The 20841-nt window shown below is 67.6% G+C and carries 22 protein-coding genes, 1 pseudogene and 1 riboswitch; of the genes and pseudogenes, 11 read left to right on the top strand and 12 right to left on the bottom strand.

Annotated features, from left to right (window positions below; translation table 11 throughout):
* Positions 1–5 precede the first annotated feature (5 nt).
* From ACFVVI_RS12955 to ACFVVI_RS12945, 3 genes are all read left to right on the top strand, one after another.
* Entirely contained in the window at positions 6–1487 is a 1482-nt protein-coding gene (locus ACFVVI_RS12955; protein ID WP_379312737.1) for a hypothetical protein, read from the top strand.
* The gene (locus tag ACFVVI_RS12950; protein WP_378996070.1) at positions 1484–2440 is read left to right on the top strand and encodes a glutamate ABC transporter substrate-binding protein; all 957 of its coding nucleotides are present in this window, start codon (positions 1484–1486) and stop codon (positions 2438–2440) included. The genes ACFVVI_RS12955 and ACFVVI_RS12950 overlap by 4 nt, the downstream gene beginning before the upstream one ends.
* Positions 2441–3018: 578 nt before the next feature.
* Positions 3019–5331 (top strand): tetratricopeptide repeat protein, encoded by a 2313-nt coding sequence (locus tag ACFVVI_RS12945; protein ID WP_378996148.1) that lies wholly within the window; start codon positions 3019–3021, stop codon positions 5329–5331.
* Between the two features lie 21 nt (positions 5332–5352).
* On the opposite strand, the gene ACFVVI_RS12940 is transcribed toward ACFVVI_RS12945, so the two are convergent.
* Both ACFVVI_RS12940 and pta read right to left on the bottom strand, forming a co-directional pair.
* Positions 5353–6552, bottom strand: coding sequence for an acetate kinase (locus ACFVVI_RS12940; RefSeq protein ID WP_387445495.1), 1200 nt, complete (start codon positions 6550–6552; stop codon positions 5353–5355).
* Positions 6549–8627 carry a phosphate acetyltransferase gene (pta, locus tag ACFVVI_RS12935; protein WP_378996066.1) on the bottom strand — a complete coding sequence of 693 codons (2079 nt, stop codon included), beginning with the start codon at positions 8625–8627 and terminating at the stop codon, positions 6549–6551. The genes ACFVVI_RS12940 and pta overlap by 4 nt, the downstream gene beginning before the upstream one ends.
* Positions 8628–8701: 74 nt before the next feature.
* Between pta and ACFVVI_RS12930 the strand changes: the two genes are divergently transcribed.
* A complete protein-coding gene (locus ACFVVI_RS12930; protein WP_378996064.1) occupies positions 8702–9208 on the top strand; it encodes a nitroreductase/quinone reductase family protein in 507 nt (168 codons plus the stop codon).
* A gap of 10 nt (positions 9209–9218) precedes the next feature.
* Here the strand turns inward: ACFVVI_RS12930 and ACFVVI_RS12925 are convergent, their stop codons facing one another.
* A complete protein-coding gene (locus tag ACFVVI_RS12925; protein WP_378996062.1) occupies positions 9219–9716 on the bottom strand; it encodes a MarR family winged helix-turn-helix transcriptional regulator in 498 nt (165 codons plus the stop codon).
* Positions 9717–9810: 94 nt separating this feature from the next.
* On the opposite strand from ACFVVI_RS12925, the gene ACFVVI_RS12920 reads away from it, so the two are divergent.
* Positions 9811–10233 (top strand): Rid family hydrolase, encoded by a 423-nt coding sequence (locus tag ACFVVI_RS12920; protein WP_378996060.1) that lies wholly within the window; start codon positions 9811–9813, stop codon positions 10231–10233.
* 56 nt (positions 10234–10289) lie between these two features.
* On the opposite strand, the gene ACFVVI_RS12915 is transcribed toward ACFVVI_RS12920, so the two are convergent.
* Complete coding sequence (locus ACFVVI_RS12915; protein ID WP_062986140.1) at positions 10290–11387, bottom strand: flotillin family protein; 1098 nt, start codon at positions 11385–11387, stop codon at positions 10290–10292.
* Positions 11388–11399: 12 nt separating this feature from the next.
* A complete protein-coding gene (locus tag ACFVVI_RS12910) occupies positions 11400–11618 on the bottom strand; it encodes a hypothetical protein (RefSeq protein ID WP_056814983.1) in 219 nt (72 codons plus the stop codon).
* 115 nt (positions 11619–11733) lie between these two features.
* Between ACFVVI_RS12910 and ACFVVI_RS12905 the strand changes: the two genes are divergently transcribed.
* Together ACFVVI_RS12905 and ACFVVI_RS12900 are read left to right on the top strand one after the other, a co-directional pair.
* Complete coding sequence (locus tag ACFVVI_RS12905; protein WP_387445490.1) at positions 11734–12366, top strand: DJ-1/PfpI family protein; 633 nt, start codon at positions 11734–11736, stop codon at positions 12364–12366.
* Entirely contained in the window at positions 12363–12812 is a 450-nt protein-coding gene (locus ACFVVI_RS12900) for a MarR family winged helix-turn-helix transcriptional regulator (protein ID WP_387445487.1), read from the top strand. The genes ACFVVI_RS12905 and ACFVVI_RS12900 overlap by 4 nt, the downstream gene beginning before the upstream one ends.
* A gap of 66 nt (positions 12813–12878) precedes the next feature.
* Here the strand turns inward: ACFVVI_RS12900 and ACFVVI_RS12895 are convergent, their stop codons facing one another.
* The 4 genes from ACFVVI_RS12895 to ACFVVI_RS12880 form a co-directional block, all read right to left on the bottom strand.
* Positions 12879–13427, bottom strand: coding sequence for a YceI family protein (locus tag ACFVVI_RS12895; RefSeq protein ID WP_378996055.1), 549 nt, complete (start codon positions 13425–13427; stop codon positions 12879–12881).
* Between the two features lie 28 nt (positions 13428–13455).
* Positions 13456–14070, bottom strand: coding sequence for an FMN reductase (locus ACFVVI_RS12890; protein WP_387445485.1), 615 nt, complete (start codon positions 14068–14070; stop codon positions 13456–13458).
* A 52-nt stretch (positions 14071–14122) separates the two neighbouring features.
* Positions 14123–15214, bottom strand: coding sequence for an LLM class flavin-dependent oxidoreductase (locus tag ACFVVI_RS12885; RefSeq protein ID WP_378996051.1), 1092 nt, complete (start codon positions 15212–15214; stop codon positions 14123–14125).
* Between the two features lie 77 nt (positions 15215–15291).
* Entirely contained in the window at positions 15292–16050 is a 759-nt protein-coding gene (locus ACFVVI_RS12880; RefSeq protein WP_378996145.1) for an HAD-IIA family hydrolase, read from the bottom strand.
* A gap of 159 nt (positions 16051–16209) precedes the next feature.
* On the opposite strand from ACFVVI_RS12880, the gene fgd reads away from it, so the two are divergent.
* The 4 genes and pseudogenes from fgd to ACFVVI_RS12860 all read left to right on the top strand — a co-directional run bounded on the left by fgd (position 16210) and on the right by ACFVVI_RS12860 (position 18398).
* A complete protein-coding gene (gene fgd, locus ACFVVI_RS12875) occupies positions 16210–17220 on the top strand; it encodes a glucose-6-phosphate dehydrogenase (coenzyme-F420) (protein ID WP_378996048.1) in 1011 nt (336 codons plus the stop codon).
* Between the two features lie 100 nt (positions 17221–17320).
* On the top strand, positions 17321–17665 hold the full coding sequence (locus ACFVVI_RS12870) for a hypothetical protein (RefSeq protein ID WP_387445481.1): 345 nt from the start codon (positions 17321–17323) through the stop codon (positions 17663–17665).
* 86 nt (positions 17666–17751) lie between these two features.
* Positions 17752–17901: pseudogene (locus ACFVVI_RS12865) on the top strand (type II toxin-antitoxin system Phd/YefM family antitoxin); the annotation flags it as partial.
* A gap of 98 nt (positions 17902–17999) precedes the next feature.
* On the top strand, positions 18000–18398 hold the full coding sequence (locus tag ACFVVI_RS12860) for a PIN domain-containing protein (RefSeq protein WP_378633645.1): 399 nt from the start codon (positions 18000–18002) through the stop codon (positions 18396–18398).
* Positions 18399–18472: 74 nt separating this feature from the next.
* Here the strand turns inward: ACFVVI_RS12860 and ACFVVI_RS12855 are convergent, their stop codons facing one another.
* From ACFVVI_RS12855 to ACFVVI_RS12845, 3 genes are all read right to left on the bottom strand, one after another.
* A complete protein-coding gene (locus tag ACFVVI_RS12855; protein ID WP_387445479.1) occupies positions 18473–19681 on the bottom strand; it encodes an O-succinylhomoserine sulfhydrylase in 1209 nt (402 codons plus the stop codon).
* A 10-nt stretch (positions 19682–19691) separates the two neighbouring features.
* Entirely contained in the window at positions 19692–20108 is a 417-nt protein-coding gene (locus ACFVVI_RS12850) for a rhodanese-like domain-containing protein (protein WP_056815009.1), read from the bottom strand.
* Between the two features lie 17 nt (positions 20109–20125).
* Positions 20126–20245, bottom strand: a riboswitch (SAM riboswitch).
* A 45-nt stretch (positions 20246–20290) separates the two neighbouring features.
* Positions 20291–20749 carry a hypothetical protein gene (locus tag ACFVVI_RS12845; RefSeq protein ID WP_378996041.1) on the bottom strand — a complete coding sequence of 153 codons (459 nt, stop codon included), beginning with the start codon at positions 20747–20749 and terminating at the stop codon, positions 20291–20293.
* Positions 20750–20841 lie beyond the last annotated feature (92 nt).

The raw sequence follows: 20841 nt of genomic DNA, 5'->3' as shown, positions 1-20841 counted from the left end.
GAACGATGGTCGAACCGGGGAATCGCAATGCCTCGACGGAGGTGGCGGCCGTCCGCGTTCGCCCGTCACCGCAGGCCACGACGGGTGCGAAGCACTCCGAGACGGCTGGCGCGGCACCGGTGACACCGCGCTGGGCGCCGCTGCGCCGACCGGCCGCGCCGGTCGACCGGCCGCCCGCGCCCGACGTCAGAGCGTTGCGCGCGCAGTTCCAACCCGCCCGGTTGCGCAGCTTCGCGCAGTCCTCGCCGGGTCGGCTCGTTGCCGCCGGACTGGTCCTGATGGTGCTGTGCGTCACCGCGGGCGCGGTGACTTCGACGACCGTGAGCGAGCGTCAGCAAGCTCTCGGCGTCCTGCTCGACGACACCGAACCCGACGCGCATTCGGCCAATCACCTCTACACCTCGCTCTCCATCGCCGACGCCGCCGCGGGCACCGCGTTCATCGCGGGCGGACTCGAACCCCAAGCGGTGCGCGACCGCTATACCCAGGCCATCGGTGAGGCCGCCGCCGAACTGGTGACCCAGGCCGGGCACGTCTCCGACGAAGAGGCGGCCGATCCGTCGGGCACCGACCGCCGCCTGCGTACCGGCATCGCGACCGGGCTGCCCGTCTACAGCGGGCTGATCGAGACCGCGCGGGTGAACAATCGCAACGGCTATCCCGTCGGCGCGGCCTATCTGAGCGAGGCATCACATCAGATGCAGACCGGACTGCTGCCGATGGCCGAGGAGCTGGAGGACCACCGCTTCGACGCGGTCACCGCCGCGCAGTACCGGCACGTGCAACCACCGTGGACGGCGATCGTGCTGCTCGTGGTGGCGCTCGGCGCGCTGATCTGGGTGCAGGTCGAGCTGGCGCGGCGCTCGCGCCGATTCTTCAACATGGGCTTGCTGGTCGGCACCGGCGCGCTGGCGCTGACCCTGATCTGGACGGTGGCGGCCGGTTCGCTCTCCGCGGTGGCGATGATTCGCTGCCGGGACGAGGGCGCGGTGCCATCGGCGCGATTGGCCGAGAGCCGAATCCTCGTGCAGCAAGCCAGATCAGCGGAAATGGTGAAGCTGGTCCGCCGCGACGCGACCGGTGACTACGACCGCACCTTCGATACGAACGCCACCCGGCTCAACGAGCTGCTCGCCGGTTACCCCGCGGACGCGCCTGCCCGCGACGAGGTGGCGCACGCGCGCGCCGCGCTCACCCGCTGGCAGTCGGCCCATCAGCGGATGAACGACACCCTCCAGCGGGGCGATTTCGTGGGCGCGGCCACCGTCGCGACCGGTCCGAGCGCCGCCGATTCCGCCGCCCAGGTCGACGCACTCGATCGGGCACTGGACAAGGCGGGCGCGGTGACGCGAGATACCTTGCGCGCCAGGGTGTCGCAGGCGATCGATGTGCTGTCGTTCCTCGCCCCCGGCGCGTTCGTGCTCGGGATCGCGGCGGCGGCATGCGTCGCGCTCGGTTTGTGGCCGCGACTGCGGGAGTACCGATGAGGCGCGGCCGAGTTATCGCGGCACTGATGCTGGCCGGACTGCTCGCAGGCTGCTCCGAGGGCGCCCCCGCGCCCGCTGAGCGGGGTGTCTATTCCGAACCTCCGTTGCCCGCGAAGGCCATTCCGATCGGCACCGACACCCCGGTGCCGCCCACCGGCGGCGAACAGTGCGGCGATCCGACCGCGAGTCTGCGACCGAGCACCGCCACCGGCCCGACGATCGATGCCATTCGCGCGCGCGGCAGGCTCGTCGTGGGCCTGGACGCGGGCAGCAACCTGTTCAGCTTCCGCGATCCACTCACCGGTCGCATCGTCGGATTCGACGCCGACATCGCCCGAGAGATCGCCCGCGACCTGCTCGGCAATCCTGATCTGATCGAATACCGCAGTCTCGCTTCGGAAGAGCGCGAGCGGGCATTGCAGGATCACACGGTCGACCTGATCGCGAAGACGATGACGATCACCTGCGAGCGACGTCAGCGGGTGGCGTTCTCGACGGTGTACCTGCGGGCCGACCAGCGGGTGCTCGCGGTGAAGGGCTCGGGCATCGACGGCCTGGCCGATCTGGCGGGCAAGCGGGTGTGCGTGGTGCGCGGCACCACCTCGCTCGACCACATCCGCCGCGACCAGCCTGCCGCCACGATCCTGACGGTGCCCACCTGGGCCGACTGCCTGGTGGTGCTGCAACAACGCCAGGTCGACGCCGTGAGCACCGACGACTCGATCCTGGCGGGCCTGGCCGCCCAGGACCCCTACACCGAAGTGGTGGGCGGGAGCATCAGCGCCGAGCCGTACGGCATCGGGATTCCCAAGGGCAACGACGACCTGGTGCGTTTCGTCAACTCCACCCTGGACCGCATCCGCAACGACGGCACCTGGACCCGCATCCACCGCCGCTGGCTCGCGACGCTCGGCGAGACGCCGAGCCCGCCCGCACCGAAGTACCAGGACTGACGGCCATGAGCACGAACCCGACCAGCGAAGAGCCAGGGCGACGCGATCCGGCCCCGGAGGATCAGGCGCCCGCCGAATCGCCGGTGCACCCCCGAGCCCGGCACGACGCCGACCACGACCCGGCACCCGCCGAATCGGCACCCCACGCCGCGGCACCGGATGACCAGGAACGGCGCGAGCCGACCCAGCTGACCCAGCGCCACCGTCCTGGCACGCTGCCCGGTGGGTGGACGCTGCCCGGCGACGACGAGACGCGGCCACTGCCCAAACTCACCGCCGAGGCCGCCTCGGAGTTCGCCAGGAAGCAGGCGAGCAGCCGCGACCAGACCCCCGCGACCGATGCCACCCGGCGCGCCGAAGCGTCCGGACCCGTCCAACAGGGCGACGTTCCCCCGGCCGACGTCGAAGCCTCGCAACACGCGCGGGACCATCTCGCTACGCAGCGGGCGAGCCGCCCCGCGCCGACGGCACAAGAATCCGCCGCGTATGTCCCCACCGAAGCGACGCAACGCGCCCCTGAGGCCCCGAACGCGGCGGCCGAGCGCACCCGCGAGACCGCGTCCTACGCGGCAACCGAAATGGCACATCGCCCCGCCGAAACCGCGCCCTACGCGGCGACCGAAGCGGCACAGCGGGTTCCGGTGAACGCACCGCACGCGGCGACCGAGGCAGCCCAGCGCGACGATCATCCCGGCGCACGAGCGACGTCCGACTCCTGGCCGTCCGCGCCACAGACCGGGGTGAGTACCGCGCGGTCGGGGCGCAGTGTGCGGACCGCGCGGTCGCGGCCCACGCGGCGGCTCGGCGCCGGGCTGGTGCCGATTCCGACAGTCACCCCGGCCGACCCTCGGGACGCCGTGCTGGCCGATCCGATGGTCTCGGAAGGCCGTCGGTTCTGTTGGCGCTGCGGCAATCCGGTCGGGCGGTCGACGCCGGCGCGAGCCGCCTCGACCAGCGGTGAGTGCGAAACCTGCGGGGCCGCCTACGATTTCCGGCCGTCGCTGCACGAGGGCGATATGGTCGCCGGGCAGTACGAGATCCAGGGGTGCATCGCGCACGGCGGTCTCGGCTGGATCTATCTGGCCATCGACCGCAATGTGAGCGATCGGTGGGTGGTACTCAAGGGCCTGCTGCACGCGGGTGACGCCGAGGCGCAGGCCGTCGCGGTGGCCGAGCGCCAGTTCCTGGCCGAGGTGGCGCACCCGAGCATCGTCAAGATCCACAACTTCGTCGAGCACACCGCGGGTGACGGGTCCATCGGCTACATCGTGATGGAGTATGTGGGCGGGCATTCGCTGCGCGACATTCTCGATGCCAGGCCACGTGGCGAGCAGATGCCGCTGGCCGAGGCCATCGCCTATGTGCTGGAGATCCTGCCCGCGCTGGAACATCTGCATTCGATCGGCCTCACCTACAACGACCTCAAGCCCGACAACGTGATGGTCACCGAGGATCAGGTGAAGCTCATCGACCTCGGCGCTGTCGCCACCATCGACGCCTACGGCAACCTGTACGGCACCAAGGGTTTCCAGGCGCCCGAGATCGCCCGCACCGGGCCGACGCCCGCCTCCGATGTCTACACCGTGGGCCGGACGATCGCCGCGCTCACGCTGGCGCTGCCCAGCGAACACGGCCGCTACCTCGACGGCATCCCCGACCCCGCCGACGAACCACTGCTGGCCCGCTACGAGTTCTTCCATCGATTCCTGCTCACCGCCACCGATCCCGATCCGGCACAGCGTTTTCCGTCGGCGCGGGCGATGTCGGCGCAGCTGGCCGGGGTGTTGCGCGAGATCCTCGCCTACGACACCGGCACGGAACATCCACAGCTGTCCACAGTGTTCAGTCCACAGCGCACCAGCTTCGGGACCGAGGAACTGATCAGCCAGACCGACGCGTATCTCGACGGTGTGGGTCGCTCGCCGCTGCTGGATTCCCGCGATGTGGTGGCCGCACTGCCGATTCCGCTGATCGACCCCGCCGATCCGTCGGCGCCGCTGCTGGCCGCCACCGCCAATCCCGAGCCGGAGCGGGTGCTCGAGGCACTGCACGACTCCCGCGAGCGGGCCGAGGCCGATCCGGACAACGCACCCGACACCCTGGCGGGCGAATTGCTCTTCGCCGAGGCGCGAGCGCGGCTGGAACTGGGCGAGTCGGCGGCGGTGTTGCACATGCTCGATCGGGTGCCCAGCGAATCCGATTGGCGCACCGACTGGTTCACCGGTCAGGCCCATCTGCTCGAACTCGACTTCGAGGCCGCCTTCGCGTCGTTCGAGGCGGTATTGCGAGTGCTGCCGGGCGAGATCGCGCCGAAGCTCGCGCTGGCCGCCACCGCGGAACTCATTCTGCAACACTGGGATTCCGACGCCCCCGAACAGTGGCGAAGTTTCGCCGAACGTTATTACGACACCGTCTGGCGCACCGACAGGGCCGTGGTGAGCGCGGCATTCGGCCTGGCCAGGCAACTGGCGGTGGCCGGGCGAGTCGGCGAAGCGGTCCACGCCCTCGACGATGTGCCCGCCGCGTCCCGCCACTTCACCACCGCTCAGACCACGGCGATCCTGTTGCTGCTCACCAGCTCTCCCGTCGCCGAACTCGACGAGCAGATCCTGCGGCTGGCCGCCTCGCGCGCCCAGTCCATCCCAGCGGGCGAGCACCGCGCCACCCTCATGCGCACGCTGGTCCAGGGCTCGGCATTGGCCTGGCTACAGGCCGGGAACACACCGAAACGTAAGGACGCCAAGCTGTTCGGCCGCGCCTTCACCGAACGCGAACTGCGCGACGGCACCGAATCCGGCCTGCGCTCGCTCGCCCGCAACGCCCCGGACCGGACGCACCGCTACGCCCTCGTCGATCTGGCGAACTCGCTACGACCGAAATCCTGGTTCTGAGCTCAGTGCCCGCCGACCAGCTCAGCGCCCGCCGACCAGCTCGTGGGCCGCGCGGGCAATGGCCAGTTCTTCGTTGGTAGGGACCACCAGCACGGTCACCGGGGCGAACTCCGGCGAAATGCGGCGGATGCCCGGTGCTCTCTTCTCATTGCGGGTCGGGTCGATTTCGATACCGAGCGCCTGTAGACCCGCCAGTGCGTCGGCGCGCACCGCCGAGCTGTTCTCCCCCACGCCGGCGGTGAAGATGATGGTGTCGACGGTGCCGAGTTCCACCAGGTAGGCGCCGAGATAGCGGCGCAGGCGGTGGATGTAGACGTCGTAGGCAAGCTTCGCCTGGGTGTCGCCGCTGTCGATGAGCTGCTGCAATTCGCGGAAGTCGTTGACCCCGCTCATGCCTTTGAGGCCGGAACTGCGGTTGAGCAGTTGCTCCACCTGACTCACGTCCAGATCGGCCGCCCGCATGAGATACGGCGTGACACCGGGATCCAGATCGCCCGGCCTGGTTCCCATCACCAGACCTTCGAGTGGGGTCATCCCCATGGTGGTGTCGATCGCGATGCCCCCGCGGATCGACGAAGCGGACGCCCCGTTGCCCAGGTGAAAAACGATCTGGTTCAGCTCTTCGGCCGGTTTCCCCAGGTACTGCGCGGCCTTCTCCGACACGTACTGATGCGAGGTCCCGTGGAAGCCGTACTTGCGAATACCGTGGGCCGCGGCGAGTTTCGCGTCGATCGCGTAGGTCTTGGCGGCGTCGGGCAAGGTGTGGAAGAACGCCGTGTCGAAGACCGCGACCTCGGGAATGCCGGGCAGCAGCTCCCGCGTCGACTCGATGCCGACCACATTGGCGGGATTGTGCAGCGGCGCGAGCACCGACAGTTCGTCGATCGCGTGCAGCACATCGTCGGTGATCAGGGTCGGTTCCCAGAACACCTCGCCGCCGTGCACCACCCGGTGCCCGACCGCGCCGATGCCGATCGTGGTCAGGTCGAGGCCGGTCTCGCGGAACATCTCGAACGCCCGCAGCAGACCGGCTCTGTGGTCGGGTATCGCCCCGTCGTAGTCGAGTTTCGCGGGCCCCGCCTCGTGCACGATCCTGCCGCCGTGCGACTCGCCGATCTTCTCCACGAGGCCCGATGCCAGCACCTGGGCCGAGACAGCGTGCAGCAGTTGATATTTGATCGACGAGGAGCCGCTGTTCAGTACCAGAACCAGGTCACTCACTTGCCATCCCCCTGAGCCTGGATGGCGGTGATCGCCACCGTGTTGACGATGTCGGCGACCAACGCGCCGCGCGAAAGATCGTTCACCGGCTTGCGCAGACCCTGCAGCACCGGCCCGATCGCGACCGCACCGGCGCTGCGCTGCACCGCCTTGTAGGTGTTGTTGCCGGTATTGAGGTCGGGGAAGACGAAAACCGTTGCCTTGCCCGCCACTTCGGAATCGGGCAGCTTGGCGCTGGCGACGGCGGGCTCGATCGCCGCGTCGTACTGGATGGGGCCTTCCACCGGCAGTTCCGGCGCACGCTCACGCACGAGTTCGGTGGCCGTGCGCACCTTGTCGACGTCGGCGCCGGTGCCGGACGCGCCGGTCGAGTAGGACAGCATCGCCACCCGGGGGTCGATCCCGAAACGGGCCGCCGTGCCCGCCGAGGACACCGCGATATCGGCCAGCTGCTCCGAGGTCGGATCGGGGACCACCGCGCAATCGCCATAGGCGAGTACACGATCGGCCAAGCACATCAGGAACACGCTCGACACCGTGGAGACGCCCGGCACCGTCTTGATGATCTCGAACGAGGGCCGGATCGTGTGCGCGGTGGTGTGCGCGGCACCGGAGACCATGCCGTCGGCAATCCCCTTGTAGACCATCATGGTGCCGAAATACGAGATGTCGGACATGGTTTCGCGCGCGCGCTCGAGCGTCATGCCCTTGTGCTTGCGCAATTCGGTGTATTCGGCGGCGAATTCGTCGAGGTAGCCCGAGGTGCGCGGCGCCATCACCTGGGCGTCGGCGATATCCACACCCAACTCGGCGGCGCGGGCCCGTACCGACGTCTCGTCACCGAGGATGGTGAGGTCGGCGATCTTGCGCTGCAGCACCCGGCCGGCGGCGCGGAGGATGCGGTCGTCGTCGCCTTCCGGCAGCACGATGCGTTTGCGGTCGGCGCGGGCGCGTTCGATCAGCCGGTACTCGAACATCTGCGGCGTCACGACGGTCGAGGACGGAACCTGGATGCGCCGCAACAGTTCCGGCGCGTCCACCCGCTGTTCCATCAGCGCGAGCGCGGTGTCGACCTTGCGCGGGCTACCCGCCCACATCCGGCCGCGAGTGCCGTGCACGGCACTGGCGGTGTCGTAGGTCCCCAGCTCGGTGGCCAGGATCGGCAGCCTGGGGTGCAGGCCCTCCATCAGCCGGGCGATGGCCGGATGCGGGCGAAGGCCGCCGTTCATGATCACGCCCGCCAGCGACGGGAACCCCTCTGCCTCATGGGCATTCACCAGGCTCAGCAGCACGTCGGAGCGGTCGCCAGGAGCGATCACCACCACACCGTCGGACAGTCGCTCCAGGATGTGTTCGGCGGTCATGCCGCCGACCATGATGCGCAGCGCCTCACGCTGCAGCAATTCCGGGTCGCCACTGTAGATTTCGCCGTCGATCGCCTCGCACAGCTCGCCCATGGTCGGCGCCATCAGCAGCGGCACCTCGGGCAGCGTCCAGGACGGCACGTCGAAACCGGCCAGTGCGGTCGCGATGTCGTCGAGCTCGTCGGGTGCGCAGCGATTGGCGACGATCGCGACCAGGTGGGCGTGCTCGGTGGTGAGCTCGGCGGTACACAGTTCGACCAGTTGCTTGACCTCGCCGGGCGTCCGTTCCGCGCCGCGAACGACCAGCAGGACGGGCGCGCCCAGGTTCACCGCGATCCGGGCGTTGAAGCGCAGCTCGCTCGGGCTGGCGACGTCGGTGTAGTCGCTGCCGACGATCACCACCGCGTCACAGGCCTTGGCGACGTCGTGGAAACGCATCACGATGTCGCTGATCGCGGCGGTGGGGTCGCGGTGCACGTCCTCGTAGGTGACGCCGATGGCCTGTTCGTAGCTGATATCGGCGGTGCTGTGCTCGAGCAGCAGTTCGAGGATGTAGTCGGGTTCGTCGGTGGAGCGGGTGATCGGACGGAACACGCCGACGCGTGCGGTGGTCGCGCACAGCATGCCGAGGACACCCAGTGCCACCGTAGATTTTCCGGTGTCGCCCTCGGGCGAGGCGATGTACACGGTGGACGGCGCTTGTTCGACCATGCTCGCGAGCTTAGTGAATCGTCGGCGATTCAGGGGTTCGGTGGGGTCCGATCGGTCGCGTTATAGTCCGGCCCATGACATCGCAGTTCCCGGATCGCCAGTGGGGCTCCCGCGCCAATCCGCTGTCCCGCGCCGCCAACCGATTCGCCGCGACCAAGCCGGGTTCCTGGCTGATCCGCACCATCACCCCGCTCGACCGCGCTCTGCTCGAGCGCACCGACGCCAAGTACACCGTGCTCGGCCCGATCGGCGCCCCGGTGATCCTGCTCACGACCACCGGCCGCAAGTCCGGCGTCGCGCGCACCCAGCCGCTGCTCTACGTCCACGACGGCGACACTCTGTACGTGGTCGGTTCCAACTTCGGCCAGGCCCACCACCCGGCCTGGACCGGCAACCTGCTCGCCGATCCGACAGCCACCGTCGCCATCGCCGGCGAACGCATCCCGGTGACCGCCACCCCGGTCACCGACGCGGACAAGGACGCGATCTTCGCCCGCTTCATCGACATCACCGGCGCCTACGCCGCCTACCGCGACCGCACCACCCGCGACCTGCGCATGTTCGCCCTGCGCCGGGCGTAACCGCTGGTTTTCAGGCCAGATCGGCGGGGCGCACGCGCAGCTTGGCGGCGATCCGGGCCAGCGCTCGTCCATCGGCGGCGCTCACCTGATCGAGGAAGCGCTCGCGGACCGCGCGCACATGCGTCGGCGCCGCCGCCACGACCGTCGCGTACCCGGAGTCGGTGAGCGAAGCGACCGTGTACCGACCGTCGTCGGGGTCGGGCGCTCGGGTTACCCAGCCCCGCTGCTCGAATCGCTTGACGACGTTCGAGAGCCGCGACAGCGATCCGTTCGCCAGGAAGGCCAGCTCGCTCATCCTGATCCGGTGCTCGGGAGCCTCGGACAGATGGCTCAGCACGAGGTACTCGAAGAGCGTCAGCCCTGCTTCTGCCTGCAGCGGCGCCTCCAAACGGCCCGGCAGCAGCAGGATCAGCGAGACCAGGCCGGTCCAGGCTTCCTTCTCCTCCGCGTTCAGCCACGCCGGCGCCTCGGCGTCCGCGCCGTCGGATCCTGGGGTCACCGCAGTCATCGGGTAATCATAGCGAGGCCAATTGAGTTCACACGTGAAGTTATTCCGTGCTAGTTTGACTTCATAGTTGAAGTCAAATGAAAGGTTTGTCGCGATGAGCACCGCCACCTTCGCCAGCACCCCGGGATACGGCCGGACCCTCTTCGACCTGCTTCACTACCGACAGGCGGTCCGCGTCGGCGACCGCGTCGACATCTCGGGCCAAGGTGGCTGGGACGACGACATCACCTTCCCCGAATCACTCGAGGAAGAAATCGTCCAGGCCTTCGAGAACGTGGAGCGCACGCTCGCGACGGTCGGGGCGACCTGGACCGATGTCATAGCCGTGGACAGCTTCCACATCCCGGCGGTCGAGGACACGATCGGCGACGCGCACAACCGCGTCATGGTCGAGCAGTTCCGCAAGCGCATGGGCGAGCGCGCGCCGATCTGGACCCAAATCGGCGTCGCCGCCCTCGGCGCTCCCGGCATGCGCGTCGAGATCCGGGTGACCGCACTCGTGAACCAACAGGACTGACCTGGCATCCGGTCAGCCCTGCCGGTTCGAGTGCTCGGGCCATGTCGTGGCGGCGATCAGACCTTGTCGACCTCGCCGTTCGACAGGGCCTTCTGCAGGGAGTTGAAGACCGTCAGGCCCTGGCCGACCATGCCGTTGAGCAGCTCGCCGACGCCGTCGGGGCCGTTGAGGACGGTGAGGTTGGCGCCCGCCAGGCCGTGCGAGGCCTGCTTGACGATTTCCGGGAGTTGCTCGATGAGCATCTGGTCCAGCGCGATGCGGTTGTTGGACGCCGCCGCCTCGGCCTGAATACGGGTGCGGTCGGCCTCGGCCACCGCGAGGATGCGGACTCGTTCCGCCTCCGCCTCAGCGGGTTTCACCACTTCCGCCTGGAGTTGCTGTTCGCGCAGTTCGGCGTTCTTGCGGGCCTGCTCGGCCTGGGCGTGCAGCACGGCCTGCCTGGCGATGGCGTCGGCGAGCGGGCCCGCCTGTGCCGCTTCGGCGTTGGCCTTGTCGATGTCGCGCTGATACTCAGCCTTGAGGATCGAGGTTTCGCGTTCGTATTCGGCGCGACGGCGCAACGACTCCTGCTCGGCTTCGGCGGAGCGCTGGGCGGCCTGGGCCTGAGCGATCTGGGCATCGCGCTGGACGGCCGCATTGTGCGGTGCCGCAAGGGCATTGATGTAGCCGAGGTTGCCGTCGTCGATGGACTGGATCTGGAACGAGTCGACCCACAGGCCGATATTGCTCATCTCCACCTTGGAGGCGATGAGCACCTCGTCGGCCAGCTTCTGACGTTCGCGGATGATCTCCTCGACGGTCATCGAGCCCACGATCGAGCGCAGATGGCCGGAGAAGATCCGCCCTGTCAGCACCGACATCTCCTGCTCCTGTTCGGACAGGAAGCGTTGTGCCGCATTGACGATCGACTGGGTGTCGTTGGCGACCTTGAACGCGATCACCGCACGCACATCGAGCTGGATGGCCTGCTTGGTGACACAGCGCTCGCGGATCTCGGACTCGAACATGGCCAGTGACAGGTATCGGACCTTGCGGAACAGCGGCACCACCCAGGTGCCGCGCCCGATGACCACCTTGAACGGGGTGTCATCCTTGGTTTTGGCGCCACTGACCAGCATGGCTTCGTCGGGATCGGGAACGTGATAGCCCAGCATCGCGGGCCCCTTTCATTCAGAGGGAAGCGGAATCCAGGTGACCACGTCGACCAGGCGACCCGGGTGGACCGCGACGATCAACACGGTGGTCCAGGCGGCGATCGGTTCGTCGGCTCGGGCGAGATAAAGCTCGGTGCCCCCGCGAATCGAGATCAGTACCTCACCCAGTGCGCCCGCCTCCCGAATCGGTGACGTGATGGTGCCCGTCATGCCGTGCACGGAGTCGGTCATCGCGGGTGAACCTCCCTGTCTCGCACCGGATGCCGTCAGCGTACGGAGGGTCGGCTATAAGCCGGTAGCAAAATTCTTATTGACAGCATCCTGTCAAACATGACAGGATGCTGTCATGCCGAAGAAAACAGTTCACGTAGCCGTCTACGACACCCTCGCCGACTGGGAAGTGGGGGCCGCGACGGCGCACATCGCCAACGGCAACTGGCACCGGGAGCCCGGAACGTTCGAGGTCGCGACGGTCGGCCTCACCACCGAACCGATCACCACCATGGGGCGTCTGCGCGTGACGCCCGACCTCGCCGTCGCCGATCTCGACCCGGCCGACAGCGCGATGCTGATCCTGCCCGGCGCGGACCTGTGGCTGGGCGAGGACCTGATCACGTTCGCGTACAAGGCGAAAGAGTTCGCCGACGCCGGGGTCCCGGTGGCCGCGATCTGCGGCGCGACCTTCGGACTGGCCACGGCGGGCCTGCTCGATGATCGCGCGCACACCAGCAATGCCGCGGAATTCCTTGTCTACAGCGGATATTCGGGTGCGCAGCACTACGTCGAGGCCCCCGCGGTCACCGACCGTGACGTGATCACCGCGGACGGCATGTCGCCGTTCGAATTCGCCAGAGAGATCTTCGCGCGGCTCGACCTGTACGAACCGCGGGTACTCGATGCCTGGTACAAGCTGTATGCGCGCAAGGACCCGGCCGGGTACGCCACGCTCGCCGAATACGAAGGGAGCCACGCGGCTTGAACTCCGAACAGGACCTGCTCGACGGCGCCGCCCTCACCGTCTTCCGGCTCAACGGTCAATTCCTGACCATCGGCGACGGCTTGTCCGCGCCTGCCGGAATCTCGGTGGCCTGGTGGCAGGTGATGGCCGCCGTGCAGGACCAGCCGCAGCCGGTGGCCGGGATCGCCCGCGCGATGGGCATCACCCGGCAGAGCGTTCAGCGGATCGCGGACCTGCTGGTCGGCAAAGGCATGTGTGAGTACCGGCCCAACCCCGCGCACAAGCGGGCCAAGCTGGTCGCGATGACCGAGGAGGGCACGGCCGCCATCCGTCGCATCGATCCGCAGCACGCGGCCATGGCGCACCGGCTGGCCGAGGCGCTCGGTCCGGCCGAGTTCGCCGCGACGGTCGAGACCCTCACCCGTCTCGCGGCGACACTCGACACGATCATCGCCGACGAGGACTAGCCACCGCGCACAGCGGCCGACGCCCCCATCACCGCACAGGTGATGGGGGCGTCACGTCGGTCCGGGTCAGCCCTGGAGGACGGCCTCGATCTCGAGGGTGAGAGTGATCTTGTCGCCGATCACGGCGCCGCCGTCGGGCAGCGGCATGTCGATGTCGAGGCCGAAGTCGCGGCGCGAGACCACAGTCTTGGCTTCGAAGCCGGCGACCTGGCCGTTGCCCATGCCCGGGCTCACGCCGACGAACTCGACCTCGAGGGTGACCGGCTTGGTGTTGCCGCGCACGGTGAACTCGCCGTCGACGACGAAATCGCTGCCCTCGCCGCGGAACCCGGTGGACTTGAAGGTCATCAGCGGGAATTCCTCGGCGTGGAAGAAGTCGGCGGTGCGCAGGTGGCCGTCGCGCTGAGCGTTGTCGGTGGTGAGGGAGTCGACGCGGATCTCGGCGTGCGCGGTGGCGGTGCCGTCCTCGGCGATCACGAGGGCGCCGTCGAAGTCGGTGAAGCGGCCACGGACCTTGCTCACCATGAGGTGGCGTACGGAGAAGCCGACGGTGGAGTGGGTGGGGTCGATGGCCCAGGTGCCCGCGGTGAGTCCCTTGGCGATGGCGGTGGTCATGAGTGTGCTCCTTGGGGGTTGGTGTGCATCAGTGATTTGCTGCGAGAAGGTCTTCGAACGGGGTTGTATCGGTGTAGGGATCGGTGGGCCGAGTGGCGGACTTGCCGAGCAGCAGCGCGCCGAATTCGGCTGCGGCGCGGTCGATTCGATTGTTGAGCGCCTTGTCGCCGCCGTTCGCGCCCCAGTCGGTCGACGCCGCGTAGACCGCGGTGGGGACGACGATCGAGCGCAGGTACGCGAACAGCGGGCGCACCGCGTGCTCCAGCGCCAGCGAATGACGCTCGGTGTCGCCGGTCGCGCCGGTCAGCACCGGCATCCCGGCGAGCGAATCCGGTTCCAGCACATCGAAGAACGTCTTGAACAGGCCGCTGTAGGAGGCGCTGAAGATCGGCGTCACAGCGATCAGGCCATCGGCGGTGACGACCTTGTCGATCGCCGCGCGCAGTGCGGGGGCCGGGAAGCCGGTGAGCAGGTTGTCGGCCAGATCGCGCGCGTGATCGCGCAGGTCGACGAAGTCCACTTCCACCTCGGCGCCTGTCGCGCGCAGCTCGCGTGCTGCCGCGGCGGCCAGTCGATCGGCCAGCAAACGTGTCGACGAAGGCTGTGAAAGCCCTGCCGACACCACGGCGATACGGGTTGTCATGCGATCACCTCCGTGGTGTGCGGGCCGCCGAGTGCGCGGCGCGGCGTGGATGTCACGCGCCGACCTCCGCCGTGGTCTTGGCGGCGAGCAGCGAGTCGTGTGTCGGCGCGTCCGGGACGTGGGCCGGGCGTCGAGCCGCGAACTCCTTGCGCAACACCGGGATCACCTCCTCGCCGAGCAGGTCCAGCTGCTCGAGCACCGTCTTCAACGGGAGTCCGGCGTGGTCGACCAGGAACAGCTGGCGCTGATAGTCGCCGAAGTGCTCACGGAAGGTGAGTGTCTTCTCGATGACCTGCTCCGGGCTGCCCACGGTGAGCGGGGTCTGCTCGGTGAAATCCTCCAGCGACGGGCCGTGTCCGTACACGGGCGCGTTGTCGAAGTAGGGCCGGAATTCACGGACCGCGTCCTGCGAGTTCTTGCGCAGGAACACTTGTCCGCCGAGCCCGACGATCGCCTGGTCGGCGCTGCCGTGGCCGTAGTGCTCGTAGCGCCTGCGGTACAGGTCGATCAGCCGCTTGAAATGGTCGGTGGGCCAGAAGATGTGGTTGGCGAAGAAGCCGTCACCGTAGTACGCGGCCTGTTCGGCGATCTCCGGGCTCCGGATCGACCCGTGCCAGACGAACGGCGGCACGTCGTCGAGCGGACGCGGGGTCGAGGTGAACGACTGTAGCGGCGTACGGAACTTGCCTTCCCAGTTCACGACGTCTTCACGCCACAGCCGGTGCAGCAGCGCGTAGTTCTCGATGGCCAGGGGGATGCCGTCGCGGATGTCCTTGCCGAACCACGGATAGACCGGGCCGGTGTTGCCGCGGCCGAGCATCAGGTCGACGCGGCCGTCGGCCAGGTGCTGCAGCATCGCGAAGTCCTCGGCGATCTTGACCGGGTCGTTCGTGGTGATGAGCGTGGTCGAGGTGGACAGCGTGATGTTGTCGGTGCGGCCGGCGATGTAGCCGAGCATCGTGGTCGGTGACGACGGCACGAAGGGCCGATTGTGGTGCTCGCCCATCGCGAACACGTCGAGACCCACTTCCTCGGCCTTCTGCGCGATCGCGACCATCGCCTTGATCCGCTCGGCCTCGGTGGGGGTGCGGCCGGTGGTGGGATCGGTGGTCACATCGCCGACGCTGAAGATTCCGAACTGCACGGGCCCTCCTTTGGTTGCCATGGCAACTATAACCACGGCAGGCGGGCACCTATTCCGATGAGACGCGGATCACATGGCTACTCGGCGAACGGCCGGCGCGTTCGGCCGATCAAGTCGGCCACCGAGCCCACCACCATGGTCGGCCGGAACGGATAGGCCTCCACCGAGGACTTCGTCGAGATGCCGGAGGTCACCAGCACCGTGCGCAGACCCGCCTCCAAGCCGGCGATCACGTCGGTATCCATCCGGTCGCCGATCATCACCGTCGATTGGGAATGCGCGCCGATCTGACGCAGCGCCGAGCGCATCATCAGCGGATTGGGCTTGCCGACGTAGTACGGCTCCTTACCGGTGGCACGGGTGATCAGCGCGGCGACCGAACCGGTGGCGGGCAACACGCCGTCGCGCGAGGGTCCGGTGGCATCAGGATTGGTGGCGATGAACTTCGCGCCCCTGTCCACCAGCCGGATCGCGGTGGTGATCGCCTCGAAGGAGTACGTCCGGGTTTCGCCGAGGACCACGTAATCGGGGTCGCTGTCGGTGAGCACGTAGCCGATCTCGTGCAGCGCGGTGGTGAGACCGGATTCGCCGACCACGTAGGCGGTGCCGTTGGGGCGCTGGTCGTCGAGGAAGGTCGCCGTGGCCAGCGCCGAGGTCCAGATCGACTCCTCGGGGATGTCGAGGCCGGTGTGGCGCAGGCGGGCCTGGAGGTCGCGTGGCGTGCGGATGGAGTTATTGGTCAGCACCAGGAACGGGATCTCGTTGGCGCGCAGTTCGGCGAGGAACTCGTCGGCGCCGGGGATCAGTTGATCCTCGTGCACCAGCACGCCGTCCATGTCGGTGAGGTACGACAAGATCTGCTCATCCTTGGTGGCCACCAGTTAATTGTCCGCTAAAACTCGGCGTGGTGGGTGACGAAACGGCATGGGCGCGGATGACGGGCTGCGCGCTAGTGTCGTGTTGGCAGGGGTCAACGGACGACAGGAGTGGCTGGAATGGTTGAGCTCAAGCTCGGGTACAAGGCATCGGCAGAGCAGTTCGGGCCACGAGAGCTGGTCGAACTCGGCGTCGCCGCCGAGCAGCACGGTCTCGACAGCGCGACCGTGAGCGACCACTTCCAGCCGTGGCGCCACGACGGCGGCCACGCGCCGTTCTCACTGGCCTGGCTGGCGGCCGTCGGCGAGCGCACCGAACGCATCCAGCTCGGCACCTCGGTGCTCACCCCGACCTTCCGCTACAACCCGGCGGTGATCGCCCAGGCCTTCGCCACCCTGGGTTGCCTGTACCCGAACCGGGTGATGCTCGGCGTGGGCACCGGTGAGGCGCTCAACGAGATCGCCACCGGTTACAAGGGCGAATGGCCCGACTTCAAGGAGCGCTTCGCCCGCTTGCGCGAAGCGGTGAAGATGATGCGCGAGCTGTGGACCGGCGATCGCGTCGATTTCGACGGCGAGTACTACCACACCGTCGGCGCCTCCATCTACGACGTTCCCAAGGGCGGCATCCCCGTCTACATCGCCGCGGGCGGCCCGGTGGTCGCCAGGTACGCGGGTCGCGCGGGCGACGGCTTCATCTGCACCTCGGGCAAGGGCATGGACCTCTACACCGAAAAGCTGCTGCCCGCCGTCGCCGAGGGCGCCGAGAAGGTCGACCGCGATGTCGCCGAGATCGACAAGATGATCGAGATCAAGATCTCCTACGACACCGATCCCGAACTGGCACTCCAGAACACGCGATTCTGGGCCCCCCTCTCCCTCACCCCCGAACAGAAGCACGACATCACCGACCCCATCGAAATGGAGAAGGCCGCCGACGCCCTCCCGATCGAACAGGTCGCCAAGCGCTGGATCGTCGCCAGCGACCCCGACGAAGCCGTCGCCAAGATCAAGCCCTACCTCGACGCGGGCCTCAACCACCTGGTCTTCCACGCCCCCGGCCAAGACCAGCTCCGCTTCCTCGACCTCTTCAAGCGAGACCTGGCCCCGCGTTTGCGCGCGCTCGGCTGAGACCGGTCTGCTCAGATCCCTGGCCGGGCGCCCATTAACGGCGCCCGGTCAGATATCGATCCATGGTCACGAACACCGGAACGACACAAGGAAATGAACCATGGGATTGTGGATCGGTAGCCCCGCGCTGAACGCCACCGAGAAGGTCGTCTGGCAGAAACTCGCCAATCGAGCACAAGGGAGCAGGGCCGTCGGCGGACGCCTCCACCTGACCGAAACCCGACTGCTCTTCGTACCCAATCACCTCGACGCGATCACCGGCGGCAAGCGCTGGGAAGCGCGCCTGACCCAGCTGCGCGCCGTCGGGCAGCAAAGCCCGGATGGCGGCCTGTTCAGCGGCGGCCTGCGCACTCGTCTGCGCGTCGACACCGACGCCGGAACCGAACTTTTCGTCATCGATCCGATCGACGAGGCGATCGCGATTCTGGACGCCGCACGACAGTGAATCCGCTCAGGGCATGGTCGAGGCCACCGAGAAGCTACCCTGAAGGCTGTAGACAATAGTAGACAATTTTCGGCTAGACTGATTTCATGAAGTCGATCAGTGTCGGCGAACTCCGCCAGAATCCGTCCGCGATGGTCGCCGACGTCGAGTCCGGCGAAGTCTACGAGTTGACGCGCCACAACCATCGGGTCGGCTACATCGTCCCCGCGGTCTCGTCGACCCAGATCATCCGGCGCGCGGTCGACGGTGGGGCACACACGAGCGCCATCGCCCGGCACGAACTGCGCAGCGCGGCGTCGATCGACGAGCTCCTCGAGTCCGAGAAGGGCGAGTGGTGAGGGCCTATTACCTCGACACCTCGGTGGCAATGCGGATCATGCTGGGACATTCCATCGAAGCCGCACGGTGGTTCGATGAGACGACCGCGGACAAAGAGTGCCGGATCGTCTCTTCGCGACTGTTGCGCACCGAGATCACTCGCGTCCTTCGCCGGGAAGGCCTGCCCGTGCTCGACCGAGGTCAGATCATCGACCACATCGACATCATTCCGATCGATCACGCTGTGCTGAACGAAGCCGAGGCGATCATCTCGCACATCCGGACACTCGACGCCATTCATCTCGCCTCGGCACTGCGCAGCGGCTTGGACGATCTCACGGTGGTGACCCACGACAAGAACATGGCCACCGTCGCGGGCCACCTGGGGTTCGCGGTCTACGACCCGGTCCGGTAGGCGATCCACGAGTCCGACGTCGACCTGCCGAGCGTGGATCGTTGCGACAGGCCGACTCGGGACGTTCGGACGAACTAGCTCAGGGCGTTGTCGAGGTCGCCGAGGAGATCTTCGAGGTCTTCCAGACCGACCGAGATGCGAACTACCCCGTCGGACAAGCCGATTGACGCGCGCCCCTCCGGGCCCATGGCTCGGTGGGTGGTGGTGGCGGGGTGGGTGATCATGGTTTTGGCGTCGCCGAGGTTGTTGGAGATGTCGATGATGCGGAGGCGGTTGAGGACCTCGAAGGCTCGCTTCTTGCCGTCTTCGCCATTGAGGGCGAAGGTGACTACGGTGCCGCCGCCGGTCATCTGCTCTTTGGCCAGTGCGTGTTGCGGATGTGATTCCAGGAAGGGGTATTTCACCCAGTCGACCGAATCCTTGGTCTCCAGGAACTCGGCTACCCGCAGGGCCGACTCGGTGGAGTGGCGCACGCGCAACGGCATGGTTTCCAGGCCCTTGAGCAAGGTCCAGGCGTTGAAGGGGCTCAGGGCAGGGCCGGTGTGGCGCATCAGGGTTTTGACGGGGCCGTCGATGTAGTCCTGGGCACCGAGGATGGCGCCGCCGAGGACGCGGCCCTGGCCGTCGATGTGTTTGGTGCCGGAGTAGACCACCACGTCGGCGCCGAGTTCGAAACCGCGCTGGAGCAGGGGGGTGGCGAAGACGTTGTCCAGCACCACCTTCGCGCCCGCGGCGTGGGCGAGCTCGGTGACCTTGCGGACATCGACGAGGGTCTGCATCGGGTTGGCCGGGGTCTCGAAGAACACGGCCTGGGTGGGGACGGAGAGGGCCTGCTCCCACTGGTCGAGGTCGTCACCGTCGACGAACACGGTTTCGATACCCCAGCGCGGCAGGATCTCGTTACAGACCACGAAACAGGACCCGAACAGGCTGCGGGCGGCGACGAGACGGTCGCCCGCCTTCAGCAGGGCGCCGAGCGCGGTGAACACCGCCGACATGCCGGACGCGGTCGCGAAGGCCGCTTCGGCGCCGTCGAGCAGGCGGATGCGCTCCTCGAACATGGCCACGGTCGGGTTGCCGAAACGCGAGTAGACGAAGTGCTCGACGTCGCCGGTGAACGCGGCCTCGGCGGCTTCGGCGTTCTCGTAGACGAAACCGGAGGTCAGGTACAGCGCCTCGGAGGTCTCGTCGAAGCCGGAACGGCGCAGACCGCCGCGCACGCCGAGCGTGCCGGGACCGACGCCTTCGGGCAGTGGCTTGTCGAACGAACCACCGGTGATCATGCTTTTCTCCTTATGCCTGACGCCACGGCAGGCCGACAGCGCGCCAACCGGTGCTGCCGCGCTGACCGAACGCGTCGGGACCACCTTCGAAACCGTCGAGCACGTTGTAGGACGGTGCCACGCCCGCCGCGGTCGCCAGGTTCGCCGCGTGCGCGGAACGCTGACCGGAGCGACACAGGAACACCACGGGTGCGTCGTCGGGGCGACCGGCGAGTGCCTTCTCGAGCTGCACGCCGAACTCGGGATTGCGGGTGCCGGTGCCGTCGACCCACTCGATGAAGTGGGCCGGGCGTTCGATGGAACTGGTGTCGGGAATGCCGATGTGTGCCCACTCGCCTTCGGTGCGCACGTCGACCAGCACAGCGCCGGGGTGCTCGGTGAGCAGCTCCCACGCCTTCTCAGGGGTGATGTCGCCGGCGTAAGTCATGTCGATCCTCCTGCGTGAATCCGCTCTTGCCGTGCCGGAAATCCCCGAACACACGGCCAGGTCGTCACCCGGAGCACCCCACCGCGGAGGAGGGTTGCCGACCAGCGAGCCGGGGCTTGACGCTGGCACTCATGACCTTGCGATCTGAGATTGCCTCGGCACCGGTCATCGTGTCAAACGATTCAGAAGGAACACACCAGCCACGCGCTGTCGACGCGGGTCAGTTTCCAGTTGCTCGCCGCCGGGTTGCCGTTGACCACGAGCGCCGCGTCGATCTTGGCGCGGTCGCCGTTGACGGTGGCGTTCTCGAAACCCTTGCCGTCGATCGTGACAGTGGATTTCGGGCCACCGAGCTGTTCGCCGAGGCCGGATTTCTCCTCATCGAACCCGGGGCAGGCCACACCGGTCGGCGGACGGAGGTCGCTGCGCGAGCGCGCGTCGATATAGTTGGTGACGGCGGCCGCGAGACGGTCGGCCTCTGTGACATTTTTCTCAGCGGGTGAGAGCAGTCCACCCGCCACGATGCCGATGAGCACGATGATCGCGATCACCGCGGCCGCGACGAACGGGACGATGGAACGCTTGTCGGTCTGATCCACCACTACGGGCTGGTCATCCGAGCCTGTTTGCTCCTCGTTCATGCTGTAATCCTGACAGACCCGCGCGGGCAGCTACACCGCGCGCCGGGTGGCTGCAACGCCGCAGCTAGAATCGCCTTGATTGCGGTCGGCTG

This window comes from Nocardia sp. NPDC058114 (assembly GCF_042884695.1).
Lineage (GTDB): Bacteria > Actinomycetota > Actinomycetes > Mycobacteriales > Mycobacteriaceae > Nocardia.
The sequence above is the reverse complement of the archived record's forward strand: the minus strand, read 5'-3'. Positions and strand labels throughout refer to the sequence as shown.

Bases quoted from the DNA above. Each gene is read 5' to 3' on its own strand.
- fgd (WP_378996048.1), top strand. From the start codon at position 16,210: ATGGTTGAGCTCAAGCTCGGGTACAAGGCATCGGCAGAGCAGTTCGGG.
- ACFVVI_RS12855 (WP_387445479.1), bottom strand. From the start codon at position 19,681: ATGATCACCGGTGGTTCGTTCGACAAGCCACTGCCCGAAGGCGTCGGT.
- ACFVVI_RS12925 (WP_378996062.1), bottom strand. From the start codon at position 9,716: ATGACTGCGGTGACCCCAGGATCCGACGGCGCGGACGCCGAGGCGCCG.
- ACFVVI_RS12920 (WP_378996060.1), top strand. From the start codon at position 9,811: ATGAGCACCGCCACCTTCGCCAGCACCCCGGGATACGGCCGGACCCTC.
- ACFVVI_RS12945 (WP_378996148.1), top strand. From the start codon at position 3,019: ATGGCACATCGCCCCGCCGAAACCGCGCCCTACGCGGCGACCGAAGCG.
- ACFVVI_RS12870 (WP_387445481.1), top strand. From the start codon at position 17,321: ATGGGATTGTGGATCGGTAGCCCCGCGCTGAACGCCACCGAGAAGGTC.
- ACFVVI_RS12880 (WP_378996145.1), bottom strand. From the start codon at position 16,050: ATGGACGGCGTGCTGGTGCACGAGGATCAACTGATCCCCGGCGCCGAC.
- ACFVVI_RS12850 (WP_056815009.1), bottom strand. From the start codon at position 20,108: ATGACTTACGCCGGCGACATCACCCCTGAGAAGGCGTGGGAGCTGCTC.
- ACFVVI_RS12910 (WP_056814983.1), bottom strand. From the start codon at position 11,618: ATGACCGACTCCGTGCACGGCATGACGGGCACCATCACGTCACCGATT.
- ACFVVI_RS12930 (WP_378996064.1), top strand. From the start codon at position 8,702: ATGACATCGCAGTTCCCGGATCGCCAGTGGGGCTCCCGCGCCAATCCG.
- ACFVVI_RS12905 (WP_387445490.1), top strand. From the start codon at position 11,734: ATGCCGAAGAAAACAGTTCACGTAGCCGTCTACGACACCCTCGCCGAC.
- ACFVVI_RS12895 (WP_378996055.1), bottom strand. From the start codon at position 13,427: ATGACCACCGCCATCGCCAAGGGACTCACCGCGGGCACCTGGGCCATC.
- ACFVVI_RS12915 (WP_062986140.1), bottom strand. From the start codon at position 11,387: ATGCTGGGCTATCACGTTCCCGATCCCGACGAAGCCATGCTGGTCAGT.
- pta (WP_378996066.1), bottom strand. From the start codon at position 8,627: ATGGTCGAACAAGCGCCGTCCACCGTGTACATCGCCTCGCCCGAGGGC.
- ACFVVI_RS12890 (WP_387445485.1), bottom strand. From the start codon at position 14,070: ATGACAACCCGTATCGCCGTGGTGTCGGCAGGGCTTTCACAGCCTTCG.
- ACFVVI_RS12845 (WP_378996041.1), bottom strand. From the start codon at position 20,749: ATGAACGAGGAGCAAACAGGCTCGGATGACCAGCCCGTAGTGGTGGAT.
- ACFVVI_RS12950 (WP_378996070.1), top strand. From the start codon at position 1,484: ATGAGGCGCGGCCGAGTTATCGCGGCACTGATGCTGGCCGGACTGCTC.
- ACFVVI_RS12955 (WP_379312737.1), top strand. From the start codon at position 6: ATGGTCGAACCGGGGAATCGCAATGCCTCGACGGAGGTGGCGGCCGTC.